Annotated in this window: 14 protein-coding genes; all 14 read left to right on the top strand. The window is 43.2% G+C overall.

What is annotated here, in order from left to right; all coding sequences use genetic code 11:
* Positions 1–73: 73 nt before the first annotated feature.
* The 14 genes from DW091_RS19725 to DW091_RS19660 all read left to right on the top strand — a co-directional run bounded on the left by DW091_RS19725 (position 74) and on the right by DW091_RS19660 (position 12300).
* A complete protein-coding gene (locus DW091_RS19725) occupies positions 74–676 on the top strand; it encodes a CatB-related O-acetyltransferase (RefSeq protein ID WP_118519096.1) in 603 nt (200 codons plus the stop codon).
* Positions 677–758: 82 nt separating this feature from the next.
* Positions 759–1829 (top strand): glycosyltransferase family 4 protein, encoded by a 1071-nt coding sequence (locus DW091_RS19720; protein ID WP_158577955.1) that lies wholly within the window; start codon positions 759–761, stop codon positions 1827–1829.
* The gene (locus DW091_RS19715) at positions 1822–3063 is read left to right on the top strand and encodes a hypothetical protein (protein WP_118519094.1); all 1242 of its coding nucleotides are present in this window, start codon (positions 1822–1824) and stop codon (positions 3061–3063) included. The genes DW091_RS19720 and DW091_RS19715 overlap by 8 nt, the downstream gene beginning before the upstream one ends.
* Positions 3047–4309 (top strand): O-antigen polymerase, encoded by a 1263-nt coding sequence (locus tag DW091_RS19710; protein ID WP_118519093.1) that lies wholly within the window; start codon positions 3047–3049, stop codon positions 4307–4309. The genes DW091_RS19715 and DW091_RS19710 overlap by 17 nt, the downstream gene beginning before the upstream one ends.
* A 14-nt stretch (positions 4310–4323) precedes the next feature.
* Complete coding sequence (locus DW091_RS19705; RefSeq protein ID WP_118519092.1) at positions 4324–5637, top strand: nucleotide sugar dehydrogenase; 1314 nt, start codon at positions 4324–4326, stop codon at positions 5635–5637.
* 15 nt (positions 5638–5652) lie between these two features.
* Positions 5653–6735: a Gfo/Idh/MocA family oxidoreductase gene (locus tag DW091_RS19700; RefSeq protein WP_118519091.1), complete on the top strand. Its 1083-nt coding sequence runs from the start codon at positions 5653–5655 to the stop codon at positions 6733–6735.
* Positions 6735–7304, top strand: coding sequence for an acyltransferase (locus tag DW091_RS19695; protein WP_118519090.1), 570 nt, complete (start codon positions 6735–6737; stop codon positions 7302–7304). Before DW091_RS19700 ends, DW091_RS19695 begins: the two co-directional genes overlap by 1 nt.
* Positions 7305–7307: 3 nt before the next feature.
* Complete coding sequence (locus tag DW091_RS19690; RefSeq protein ID WP_118519089.1) at positions 7308–8432, top strand: DegT/DnrJ/EryC1/StrS family aminotransferase; 1125 nt, start codon at positions 7308–7310, stop codon at positions 8430–8432.
* Positions 8433–8586: 154 nt separating this feature from the next.
* Entirely contained in the window at positions 8587–9450 is an 864-nt protein-coding gene (locus DW091_RS19685; protein ID WP_118519088.1) for a hypothetical protein, read from the top strand.
* Positions 9451–9654: 204 nt separating this feature from the next.
* The gene (locus DW091_RS19680) at positions 9655–10143 is read left to right on the top strand and encodes a hypothetical protein (protein ID WP_118519087.1); all 489 of its coding nucleotides are present in this window, start codon (positions 9655–9657) and stop codon (positions 10141–10143) included.
* A gap of 82 nt (positions 10144–10225) precedes the next feature.
* Positions 10226–10939: a hypothetical protein gene (locus DW091_RS19675; protein ID WP_118519086.1), complete on the top strand. Its 714-nt coding sequence runs from the start codon at positions 10226–10228 to the stop codon at positions 10937–10939.
* Positions 10936–11376: a hypothetical protein gene (locus tag DW091_RS19670; protein ID WP_118519085.1), complete on the top strand. Its 441-nt coding sequence runs from the start codon at positions 10936–10938 to the stop codon at positions 11374–11376. Before DW091_RS19675 ends, DW091_RS19670 begins: the two co-directional genes overlap by 4 nt.
* A gap of 217 nt (positions 11377–11593) precedes the next feature.
* A complete protein-coding gene (locus DW091_RS20855) occupies positions 11594–11719 on the top strand; it encodes a hypothetical protein (protein WP_317985607.1) in 126 nt (41 codons plus the stop codon).
* Complete coding sequence (locus DW091_RS19660) at positions 11716–12300, top strand: sigma-70 family RNA polymerase sigma factor (protein WP_118519084.1); 585 nt, start codon at positions 11716–11718, stop codon at positions 12298–12300. The genes DW091_RS20855 and DW091_RS19660 overlap by 4 nt, the downstream gene beginning before the upstream one ends.
* The last annotated feature ends 104 nt before the right edge of the window (positions 12301–12404 follow it).

Below are 12404 nucleotides of genomic sequence, written 5' to 3'. Positions count from 1 at the left end.
GTGAGTGTGAAGGTGGTGAAGGTGATTCAGAGTTATGCGGGGATTGTGAAGAAGACCGTGTGGGGGAAAGGAAATGTTAACTAAATATTATTTATCAAAATTATTAAAAAAAGCATTGAATTTACCAGCAGTGAAAGATTCATATATTGATAAAACATCTAAAGTTTGTTCAGGAACCCACATAGTGAACAGTCGATTAGAAAAATATTCATACATTGGAAATTTTACGACTGTTATTAATACAGAAATAGGGAGATTTTGCTCGATTGCTGATAATTGTACTATAGGACCTGCAGAACACGAAACTAATTGGGTTTCTACATCACCTGTTTTTCATGAAGGAAACAATATATTGCATAAGCATTACTCAACACATCAAGTAAAAGTACATAAAAAAACAATTATAGGAAATGATGTATGGATAGGAAATCGAGTTTTAGTTAAACAAGGTATTCATATCAGTAACGGTGCAATAATTGGTATGGGATCGGTTGTAACGAGAAATATTCCGCCTTATGAAATATGGGCTGGGAATCCTGCTCGTTTTATAAGAAAGAGATTTTCTGATGAGTTAATAGAAGCGTTGCAAGAATCGAAATGGTGGGAGTTTGACGAAGCAACGCTTAAAAGTAGGGCTGAGGATATTAAAAGTCCTGAAAAGTTTATGAAAAGGTAATTTTAATATGAAAATATTGCATTTAATGCTGTCATCGTTCTATATTGATGGATATAATTATCAAGAAAATGTATTGCCAAAAATGAATAAATTAGATGGAAATGAAGTAAAAATTATCGCTTCGACAGTTACATATATTAATAATAAAACTCCTGGATTTTTAGAACCGAAGAAATATATGAATGAAGATGGAATTGAAGTAATAAGAGTCCCATATGTGAAATATTTGCCCCGATTTCTAAACACTAAAATTAGAATTTATAAAAATTTGAAAGAAAATATCGAAGAATTTGAACCAGATGTTATATTTTTTCATGGATTAGGTGGGTATGCGTTAATTAGTGTCGCTAAGTATATCAAAACACACCCAAATGTTAAGTTATTTGTAGACATTCATAGTGATGCAAATAACTCTGCTACAAATTTTTTCTCCAAATATATTTTACATAAAACATTTAATAAAAGAATAATTCAGAAATCATTACCATATGTACAAAAAGTATTTTGTATAAGTTATGAGACTCAATTATTTGCTGAAGAAATATTCAGTATTCCAGAAGAAAAACTCATGCGATTACCTCTCGGAGGTATCATTTTTGAAGAGACAATAAGAGAAAAAAAGCGAAAGAGAAGAAGAAATGAATTAGGTCTAAGTGATGAAGATATTTTAATTGTTCACTCCGGAAAAATGGACCGATTAAAAAGAACTAAAACAATACTTGATGCATTTCAGAAAACAAAAGCAAAAAAAATATACTTGGTTATTATTGGAGAATTTAGTGAAGATATGTGGCCGGTTGTTGAGCCAATTATAAAAAAAGATCCACGTATTCGATTTCTAGGATGGAAGAATTCAGAAGAATTATTAGAGTATTTGTGTGCGGCGGATCTATATATACAGCCCGGTGGACAATCAGCAACCATGCAGAATGCTGCCTGTTGTGGCAGTGCATTGGCCTTATATCCACATAAAAGCCATAAGATGCTAATGGGGGAAACGGTCTTTTACATTGATACCGTTGAAAGTATTCAAGGTTTATTAGAAGAAATTAGTGCCAATTCTGAAGTGTTAGAAAAGAAGCGAAAAGCATCTTTTGATTTAGCAAAAAAAGAACTTGACTATAAAGAACAGGCAAAACGAATATATGTTTAAGCAAAAGAAAATTTTAAAATATTTTAAACAAAGAATTAACTTTTTCCAGGATGTTTCTTTAAATATAATTGCCTCTTTTATGATGACGGGTGTCTTGCAAATCATTGTCTATCCTTTTTTAGGTTCACATATGAGTGCAGATTCGTATGGTCTTTTTCTTACACTCATTGGCATTGTAAATATTATTTCGGTTACACTGGGAAATTCTTTAAATAATGTGCGTTTATTAAGAGATGCGGCATACAAAAAAAATAAAACAACTGGGGACTTTAATCTTATCAATCTTGGTGCAACTATTTTAATCACTATTATTACACCACTATGTATCTTGTTTTTTAGTCAGGAGTCTCTTTTTTCATTAATCCTGATTATTGGCATCACAATTCTTAGTTCTTGCAGGTCTTATTACTCAGTAGGATATCGGTTGGTTTTAAATTATAAAAAATATTTGAAACAATGCGTTGTTTATTGTTTAGGAGCACTGATAGGGCTTTTCTTTACTGCATACTCGGGTATTTGGCAATGGGCTTTTTTATCGGCTGAGGTTTTTTCTTGTATTTATATTTTTCTAACATGCAGGAATCTTTTTAAAGAGACTTTTCGGCTTACCAAATTGATGAGAGGTACATTGAATGAATATGGTTTTTTAATTAGTGCTTCTTTAATAGGAAATGTATTAACCTATCTGGATCGTTTACTGCTATATCCCATTTTGGGCGCAGAAAATGTTTCTGTCTATTATACAGCAACCCTTTTTGGGAAAGTTCTTGGCATTGTAATGGGGCCAGTTGCAGGTGTTTTGCTGAGCTATTATGCTCAAAAAAAATCATTAAGTTTAAAACAATTTTGGATACAATGCTCAATTGCGTTAAGTTGCTGTTTTGGATTCTATTTGGTAACAATTCTATTGGCAAAACCTATTACAGGATTACTATACCCAACATTGATTGATCAGGCAGTACATTATATACCCATTGCAAATCTTTCTGCAATTATCTTGGTTGCAGCCGGAATAATACAGCCAGCAGTTCTGAAATTCTGTAAAACAAGCTATCAACCGATTGTGCAAATAATTCATCTTATTGTTTATATCGGCTTAGGCGTTGCAATGGTTCAAAATTTTGGTTTATTTGGGTTTTGTACAGCAGTATTAATTGCGAATTCAGTTAAGGTTATGATGCTGCTGATCATTGGTCACTTTTCATTGAGGAATAACGATGAATGTAAAAATTGATGAGATAATTGTTTTTGTAATAATATTAATGCAACAAATATTTTTTGTTATAACGGCAATGTTTGGCTATGCATATCTCGGAAGTGAAAATAGTAATAGTTATACACTGTTTTGTGCATGTATGTTTATTTTATCCTTTATTCTTTACTTTAAAAATAGTATTTTTGAAAGAAAAATTAGGTTTAAAGAAATTCTAGTTCTTTTTATAGGGGTGATTATTTTAGCTCTTGCAGGTTTGGAGTATATCCTATCTCAAACAATAAATTCGCGATATATGATGACCGTGCTATATTTTGTGTGTTTTTCGATTTCCTCCATATTTGTAGGTTTATATTGTGTAGAAAAAAATATCGTGCCAAGATTAGTTAAGTACTTTGATGTTTATAATATTATTGCATTTATTGTTTTATTCAGTATTGTAATAAATAACTTTACAAAAAATGCTTACTTCCAGAGCTCAGGAGCTTTTAATTACCAGAGTATTTCATATATCTTGGGGTTTACAGGCGGTATTAATTTTTATCTAATTTTTTATGGGGAGAAGTATCCAAGGTTCAAATTTGCGCAGACAAAAATATTTTCAACATTTCAAATATTGCTATTTATTGGACAATTTATTGCTTGCTTGTTAACTGGTGGAAGAGGTGGATTCATTCTTTTCGTAATTTATATTGTTTTTACTTTAATAAAAATTGTTCAAAAAAAACAGCTAAAGAAGATGCCAAAGTTAATGTTAACAATTTTAATAATAATATTTTCTTTTTTTGTTTTAAGTAATATTTTTATAAGTAATTCGCTTTTTGAAAATAGTATTGACCGCATCACGTCTTTTATTTCACCGAGCGGAGGTATCAATTGGGAAGGCACTTCTGGAAGAAATATCGTATATTCAGAGGCGATAACAATGATTTTTAAAAAGCCATTGATGGGATATGGTTTTTGGGGATATATAAGTACTCCGTTTGGTATTAAATGGGGATATCCACATAATTTTTTTCTAGAAGTATTGCTTCAGGGAGGAGTTTTATATTTTTTATTTAGTTTATTAATTTTGATTATTTGTATTTATAAAATGAAAAAGATCATTATTTTTAATTCTAATTATGAATTTTTATTAATATTAGCAATTTATCCAATCGTAAATTTGATGATGAGTGGAACTTATGTTACATACAGTTTGTTTTGGTTTGTCACTACAATCTTACTAACCTTTAGTTATAATCGAAATAATACAGAACTTGGTTAATTATAAGGAGTACAATGAAAAATTATATATTTAAAAAAATTATAAAAAAACAGGTTAAAGTAGGTGTTATCGGCCTAGGCTACGTAGGTCTCCCTCTAGCCGTTGAAAAAGCCAAAGCCGGCTTCAAAACCATCGGCTTCGACGTTCAGGAAGAAAAAGTGAAAATGGTCAATAAAGGCCACAACTACATCGGCGATGTCATCGACGATGACTTAAAAAAACTGGTCGAAACAGGGATGATATCGGCGACTAGCGACTTTTCTTTCATCAAAGACACGGATTTTATCGCGATCTGCGTGCCGACACCGCTGGATGAATACCAGCAGCCAGATATCAGCTATGTCAAGTCATCAACGGAAGAAGTAGCCAAATACCTGAAAAAAGGAACCATGGTGGTGCTTGAATCGACGACCTATCCTGGAACCACGGAAGAACTCATTAAACCCATCCTCGAACAGGGTTCGGGTTTAAAATGTGGTGAGGATTTTTATTTAGGCTTCTCACCAGAACGGGTGGACCCCGGCAATGCCATTTATAAAACAAAAAACACGCCTAAAGTGGTTGGAGGTATTGGAAAAGATGCCACTGAGGTGATTGCGGCCATGTACCGGGCAGTGCTGGACGGCGACGTCTACGAGGTATCCTCACCAGCCATTGCTGAGATGGAAAAAATTCTGGAGAATACTTACCGGAATGTTAATATTGGTTTGATTAACGAGTTGGCCATCTTATGTGACCGCATGAAGATTAATATCTGGGAAGTGGTGGACGCGGCTAAGACAAAGCCCTATGGATTCCAGGCCTTTTATCCGGGTCCCGGCTTAGGCGGGCATTGCATCCCGCTTGATCCCTACTACCTGTCGTGGAAAGCTCGGGAGTATGGTTTCCACACCTCCATGATTGAAAGCTCCATGATGATCAATGACCGGATGCCGGAGTATTGCATTGACCGGGCTTCACGTATTTTAAACAAAGACAAAAAAGCCCTAAACGGCGCGAAGGTCCTCGCGCTCGGTGTGGCCTATAAACAGGACATCGACGATTACCGGGAGAGCCCAGCGTTAAAGGTCATTGAAAACTTTGAAAAAGTTGGAGCGCAGATTGATTTTTTTGATCCCTTTATCCCAGAGTACAAGTATAAAGGTACAATTCACAAAGGAATTGAAAAGATCAATCCTGAAATTATCAAACGATATGACTTAATTGTCGTAACCGCGTCACATTCAAATATCGATTACGAGATGATTCAGCAAAATGCAAAAGCTATCTTTGACACTAAAAATGCATTAAAACAAATTAAGAATAGAGACAATATTGAGTTGTTGTAAAAACAGGAGTAACCAATGAACTACGCACTCATCGGCTGTGGTCGCATCGCGACCAATCATATTAAAGCCGTATTAAACAACAATCTGAACCTCGTGGCCGTCTGTGACGTCATCCCCGACCACATGGAGAGCCTGCTGGCAAAACATGGACTTGAAAAAGACACCAGTATCCGGCGTTACACGGACTATAAAAAAATGATCAAAGAGAACCCCCTCGACTTAATCGGCATTGCCACCGAAAGCGGCCTGCACGAGGAGATCGCCCTGTACTGTATCCGCCACGGCATTCACGTGATCATCGAAAAGCCCATGGCTATGAGCATTGCCGGGGCTGACGCCATTATTAAAGCGGCCGAAGAAAATAACGTAAAAGTATCCGCTTGCCATCAGAACCGGTTTAACATTGCTGTGCAGAAAATGCGGGGCGCGGTGGAGGAAGGGCGCTTTGGCCGAGTCTCACACGGCTCCATCCATGTGCGCTGGAACCGGAATCAGGACTATTACACCCAGGCGCCCTGGCGCGGCACCTGGGCCCAGGACGGGGGCTGTCTGATGAACCAGTGCATCCATGGCATCGACCTGCTGCGCTGGATGATGGGGGACGAAATCGACACAGTTTATGGCGTGACCAGGCAGCAGTTCCACAACTATCTGGAGGCAGAGGACATTGGCATGGCCGTGGTTCAGTTTAAAAACGGCGCTGTGGCCACCATCGAAGGCACCACCAACGTTTACCCCCAGAATCTGGAAGAGACCCTGTACCTTTTTGGGGAGAAGGGCACCGTGAAGCTTGGGGGCAAGTCCACCAACGCCATTGACGTCTGGGATCTGGCCGACGCCGATGATCATGAAAGCACTGAAAACAACGGCTTTCACGAAGCGACAAGTAATGTCTACGGCAACGGGCACACCAGCCTGTACCGGGATGTGATCGAAGCCATCGAGCAGAACCGGGCGCCCTATGTAGATGCCCAGGCCGGGAAAAATGCTCTGGAGCTGGTGCTGGCCATCTACCAGTCCGCGGCAGAGGGAAGGCCCGTGAAGCTGCCTTTGGATGCCTGCTCCAGCACCGATTTCACAGGAAGGTTTGAACGCTGATGGCCGATTATTTTGTACATGAGAGCAGTTATATCGATGATGAGGTCATCATTGGAAAGGGGACGAAAATCTGGCATTTTTGCCACATCCAAAGTGGCGCCGCCATCGGAGAGAACTGCTCCTTTGGCCAGAACGTCAATGTTTCAAGCCAGGTAAAAATTGGCGATGGCGTCAAAGTGCAGAACAATGTCTCCATCTACGAGGGTGTGGAGCTGGAAGACGCTGTATTCTGCGGCCCCTCCATGGTGTTTACCAATGATCAGACGCCCCGGGCCGAGTACCCCAAGGGAAGCGCCGGATATAAAAAAACACTTGTCCGAAAAGGCGCCACCATCGGCGCCAACGCCACCATTGTCTGCGGTCATACCATTGGCCGCTATGCTCTCATTGCCGCAGGGGCAGTCGTCACCTGTGATGTACCCGATCACGCCCTGATGGCAGGCGTGCCTGCCCGGCAGGTCGGCTGGGTTTGTGAGTGCGGTGAGACTTTAGACAAGACCCTCGGCTGTCCAAAATGCGGACGCAGCTATATACAGAACGAAAACGGATTAAGTGAGAAACAGAGGTAACCCATGCAATTCAGAGACCTTAAAACCCAATACCACCACCTGAAAAAAGACATCGACGCCGCCATTGGATCCGTGCTTGACAACGCGAACTTTATTTCCGGCGCCCCCGTCACCGAGTTGGAGGAGCAGCTGGCCCAATACGTGGGGGTAAAGCATTGCGAGACCTGCGGCAACGGCACCGACGCGCTATCCCTGGTGCTCATGGCCTGGGGCATTGGCCCGGGTGACGCGGTGTTCGTGCCGGATTTCACCTTTTTTGCCTCCGGCGAGGTCGTTGCCCACCAGGGCGCCACGCCCGTGTTTGTAGACGTAGACGAAGATAGTTTTAACATGGATTCCAAAAGGCTCGAAGAAGCTATTCAGGCCGTGCTTGCAGAGGGACAGCTGACCCCAAAAGTCATCATCGCCGTCGACCTTTTTGGTCTGCCTGCCGACTATCCTAAGATACAGGCCATTGCGGACAAATATGGCCTCAAGGTGCTGGAGGACGGCGCCCAGGGCTTTGGCGGGGCCATTAACGGCAAACGGGCCTGCAGCTTCGGCGACGCGGCCACCACCTCCTTTTTCCCGGCCAAGCCCTTAGGCTGTTATGGGGATGGCGGCGCTGTCTTTACGGATGATAGCGATCTGGCGGCCCTCATCAACTCTTACAAGATTCACGGTAAGGGCAGCTTTAAGTATGATAATGTGCGCATTGGGGTCAACTCCCGGCTGGACACCCTTCAGGCAGCCATTCTTCAGGTAAAGCTCAGGGCCTTTTCCGATAACGAGCTGCAGGCCGTGAACGATGCGGCAGCCCAGTATACCAGGAAATTGAGCGGCGTGGTCAAAATACCCGTTATTCCAGAGGGCTTTTTATCCAGCTGGGCCCAATACACCATCACCCTGTCATCAGCCAGCCAGCGGGACAGGCTGCAGGCCGCGCTTAAGGAGCAGGGGATTCCGACCATGATCTATTATCCCAAGCCCATGCATGAGCAGACCGCTTTCAAGGACACGCCCTTTATTAAAGGCAGCTGTCCGGTGACTGAGCAGCTCTGCGGGCGGGTTCTGGCGCTGCCCATGCACCCTTATTTGACAGAGGGAGCCATCGGCGCCGTTGCCTCTGAAATAAAAAAGCAAATCTAATCACCCCACAACAAAACATGGTTTCCGGGACACATACCCAATCAACCGGCAAGCGAAAGCATAGCAATATGCGTTTCGCTTGCCGGTTTTTCTTTTTTTAAACCCCATCCGCCCACTGCCCGCCAAATTCAAAAATAACAAAGGAGCCCTCATTATGACCATCCATCTGCCCGAATCCCACTACACCTTAACCACCCTCATCAACCCAGAAGATCCCCCAGCTCAGGCACTTCTCAAAGCTCCAACACAGTCTGCGCGGTTGCTTGTGGAAACGATTATCCGTCAAACCGGCAGAGTCCCATGCCTGAAAGAGTTAAATCTCCAGGAAGGCCTTGAGCTGCGCTGCCAGAACGATATCCCGATTAACATGGAAGTATTGGACATCGCCGATCCAGATCCTGAAAAAGAGCAGAAAAGCCCAAAACCGCCAAAGCGAAAAAGAAAGCGGAAGCCCCGCTTAAAACGGACCGCCAGCGGCAAAAAGGTATTGACAAGCTATAAGAAAAAATTGAAAAAACGGCTCAGGAAAAAGACACGCAAGTGCCTTAGAAAGCTGAACCGTAATGGTTTTGCGGTGCGCATTGTAATCAACCGGTATGAGGAGATCACCATCTTCCTCATACCGGTTCTTTTTTGTCCCGACTGTAAAAAGCGGCGTGCGTTCGATTATTTTAAAAACCTCCAGTACTGCCACCGGGTGCTCACCCTTGAGATGATCAAGCACTGCCGTTACGATTCCGAGGTTTATGAGAAGCTTTTGACCGAGGATATTCTGGAGCTCCTGGAGGACGGTGAGCTGGTGGTTTACTTCGAGGAGGAGCAGGCTGAGGCCCGAAAACGGGATTTCCAGAAAAACGTAGATTATGCGAAGCAGATTGTTCAAGGGCCTATGAGTCTGCGACCAGAGCCAGACATCCCAGCCCTTAAAAAGGGCGAGAAGCCTGACCGCAAGGATGCCAAAAGAAACCGGCTGCGTCAGCTGGCAGTCTGGCCCAGACTTTTGCCGCCGGATTTATAGAGGAAATCACTTGTGTAAAAAACTGGTACAGCCTGCTGCGCCTGAAATGCTCAGACGCCAACGGCGATCCGCTTTGGAAAAACAGAGTTCTGCGAAAAAAGTCCAACTCCAAGTATATTCTCACACCGTCCATCAGGCTGTAGAATAGAGTCAAGGTCAGCGCAGGAAAGCGCGGATCAATAATTGAATGAGGAGGTACTGAGGATGAAGAAATCAGTACAAAAGAAACAAAACACTTTTTCCAAAAAAACAGCGGAAAAAGGGGCGGTTCCATGCGGTCAAAATAACCACGGTTCCCAGCGGGAGCGCTTTGTCGCCAAACTTTCGGAAAAAGTAAAACGAATCCTCCAAAGCTACCATAAGCTGGAGCACAGCGCCTATGGTAAGGTGGATACTCTCTGCGTAGGAGAGGGAAAAGTATTCTATGCCACCACCGATGTGGAACGGGTATTGGGGTTTAAAAAAACGAGACGCTATACCAGCCGACATTTTAAGAGGCTGGGTGTGCGGGTTTTGCCTATCCCGCATCCGGGAAATGCAGAGCGGGTTCAGTACAAGAACTTTGTGGATGAAACGGGGCTGAGAAAAATGCTTGACGCCAAGCGCAGAACTGTGAGAAAAACCCAAAAAGACCATCAGCTTTTTAGAGAGTGGGAGACGCTGCGCAGCTGGCTGCTTAGCCTGGAGCCTTAGAAAGCGGGCATTGAGGTGCACTGTAATGTATTGGTTCCGGTTGTTTTAAAAGTGGATTAAAAGCTTAAAAGGAGAGTTTACAATGAACAAAATATTAAACCGAAAAATTGATGAAGAGACCATAATTTTGGAAGAAAAAATCCTGAAATCATCCGAATATGCAGATGTACGCTGTATTCTGATCCAGGAAAAGCGCGAGATGCACGTCTCTGTTTTATACCATGAGATATCAAAGCTTAAAAAGCGCCTGATGACCGCCCATGACAACGAGTCGGGTGCTTTGATGGATCAGATCATCCATCTCAAAAAACTGATTAATGGGATGAAGGGGGATTATGATATCTTTGAGGTCAGGGCCCACTGGTATGTGGCAACAGACCTTTGTGATTATCTGGGGCTTCGTTGTCATAGGGATTTTCTAGAGAAGATTGCACTCCCTGGCGGCCTGAGAATGGAACGGATTCGGTGCTCGGACGGAAAACGGCATTGGGCCTATCTGGTCAGCGGAAATGAGCTTCAGCTCATGGGTGTAGCCAGCTTCAGGGATGAGGCAAGGCGTTTTTGTTCGATTATCATGGACTACTATCCGCCCTTTGTGTATCTGGAGTCCCTGGGCAGCGTTGATTACGCAAAGGATAAAACTATATCAATTCTGACAGAAGCCCTTGAGAAGCAAGCGTCTACAAACGGGGCGCTTCACCGCAATCTTGCCCATCTTGACAAAGAGATCAGACGCCTTAAGCATAAGGAAGCACTGTTTGAGGATATCCGTTTTATTGTGGAGTATGGGGCTTGAGTTTTTTCAAGGAGATCCGCTATCTGTTTGAGTGGCTGGAGGATCACGAGCTGAGTCCGGGAGCTTTCTCCTTATGGGTGGTGCTCATGGTGTTTAACAGCTGGTGCGCCCTGCTAACCACCTCCGGCGAGTGGCTCTGGCGCGTGGAGTTTATCATTGGCAACAAACGCATCACCGATGTGATGCACTGTTCGGAGCGGCAGATGATGCGTTATCGGCAGGAGCTTGAGGATAAGGGGCGGATTATTTATCAAAAGGGCAGTGCCCAAGGCGCAGGGATCTACACGATGATCCCTCTGCGCCCCAATGTGGAGCCCCGGGAGATCAGGCATGTGTTATCCGAAAAGGAGACCATGGTTTATGATTATGCAGGCAGTCCAGAGTCCCTTTCACTGGAACCGGAGAAGGATTTCAGAAAAACTTATCCACAGGCATGACCGACACCGGTGTCGGCAAATTTTTGAAAAAACAAAAAGTGGACGCGAAATCACCGACACCCGTGTCGACATAAATAACAATAACATTATACTTTTTATTTATTATATAAATTCATACAGGAGGTGCGCCATACACACGCAGAATTTTTATGGAACCGGCCCAGGGATCATCGGGCGGAGACGAGCCTACCGGGTCAAGGCAGAATGTTTTCTGGATATGGGCTTTTTCGCGAGAAGCGATGAGGAGGCCGAGGACTTGTTTAATGATTTTTCAGATTCGGTGGAGAGCCGTTACCCAGGCATTGTGCTGGAGCTTAAAAGCATCCGGGAGGACGATGAATGAGCGAAAAGTACAAGCTGATAGACATATGGGTAAGAGACGCGAAAGCAGGGGATCAGAAAGCCTCTGAACTGCTGCTGCACACCTTTCAGCCTTTAATGCTGTCCATGGTGCAAAAATACATCTATGACCCGGCAGATTATGTGGACGGCCTGCAGGAAGCCGGCGTGGTGCTGTTGGAAGCGCTGAGGGCCTACCAATTTGAGCTGGGTGTGGTCTTTCCCTTTTATTTGAAAAACCGGCTGTTTCACCACTTTGTGGAACAGGCCAAGAAAAACGCGAAAGAAAAAGAAAGGGAATGTACCATGGATGATCAGAGTCTGTATGCCCATCAGGAGCGTCTCGCCATGGAAAACAGCACAGGGACAAGAGAAGAGGAGGCAAAAACAACCTTGCGCCTTAAGCTGAACCAAGAGATGCGGGAGCTGACGCCAGAGCAGAAAGAAGTACTAAAACTGCGGTATTACAGAGGGCTGTCCGTCAAAGCCATCGCCGCCATGAAGGGAGCGCCAGCAAGCACCATTGAAAAGCGTCGAAAGGCTGGTATCCGGCGTTTGAGAAAGGCATTTGGCATAGAGCCATAAAATTTTTAAAAAAGTTTTTTAAGAAAGGGATGTTTTTGCTCTCAAAATCCTATTGTATAAGTGTAAGGCAAAACGCCGAACACAAAAAACAATTCAGGAGGTAA

It is taken from the genome of Eubacterium sp. AM05-23 (assembly GCF_003477535.1).
Lineage (GTDB): Bacteria > Bacillota > Clostridia > Eubacteriales > Eubacteriaceae > Eubacterium > Eubacterium maltosivorans.
Note: the sequence above shows the minus strand (reverse complement) of the source record. Positions and strands in the feature narration are given on the sequence as shown.

What these genes read in the sequence shown, in the direction of transcription:
- DW091_RS19700 (WP_118519091.1), top strand. Translation starts at nt 5,653, where the DNA reads ATGAACTACGCACTCATCGGCTGTGGTCGCATCGCGACCAATCATATT.
- DW091_RS19695 (WP_118519090.1), top strand. Translation starts at nt 6,735, where the DNA reads ATGGCCGATTATTTTGTACATGAGAGCAGTTATATCGATGATGAGGTC.
- DW091_RS19690 (WP_118519089.1), top strand. Translation starts at nt 7,308, where the DNA reads ATGCAATTCAGAGACCTTAAAACCCAATACCACCACCTGAAAAAAGAC.
- DW091_RS19725 (WP_118519096.1), top strand. Translation starts at nt 74, where the DNA reads ATGTTAACTAAATATTATTTATCAAAATTATTAAAAAAAGCATTGAAT.
- DW091_RS20855 (WP_317985607.1), top strand. Translation starts at nt 11,594, where the DNA reads ATGGGCTTTTTCGCGAGAAGCGATGAGGAGGCCGAGGACTTGTTTAAT.
- DW091_RS19715 (WP_118519094.1), top strand. Translation starts at nt 1,822, where the DNA reads ATGTTTAAGCAAAAGAAAATTTTAAAATATTTTAAACAAAGAATTAAC.
- DW091_RS19675 (WP_118519086.1), top strand. Translation starts at nt 10,226, where the DNA reads ATGAACAAAATATTAAACCGAAAAATTGATGAAGAGACCATAATTTTG.
- DW091_RS19660 (WP_118519084.1), top strand. Translation starts at nt 11,716, where the DNA reads ATGAGCGAAAAGTACAAGCTGATAGACATATGGGTAAGAGACGCGAAA.
- DW091_RS19680 (WP_118519087.1), top strand. Translation starts at nt 9,655, where the DNA reads ATGAAGAAATCAGTACAAAAGAAACAAAACACTTTTTCCAAAAAAACA.
- DW091_RS19720 (WP_158577955.1), top strand. Translation starts at nt 759, where the DNA reads ATGAATAAATTAGATGGAAATGAAGTAAAAATTATCGCTTCGACAGTT.
- DW091_RS19710 (WP_118519093.1), top strand. Translation starts at nt 3,047, where the DNA reads ATGAATGTAAAAATTGATGAGATAATTGTTTTTGTAATAATATTAATG.
- DW091_RS19705 (WP_118519092.1), top strand. Translation starts at nt 4,324, where the DNA reads ATGAAAAATTATATATTTAAAAAAATTATAAAAAAACAGGTTAAAGTA.
- DW091_RS19685 (WP_118519088.1), top strand. Translation starts at nt 8,587, where the DNA reads ATGACCATCCATCTGCCCGAATCCCACTACACCTTAACCACCCTCATC.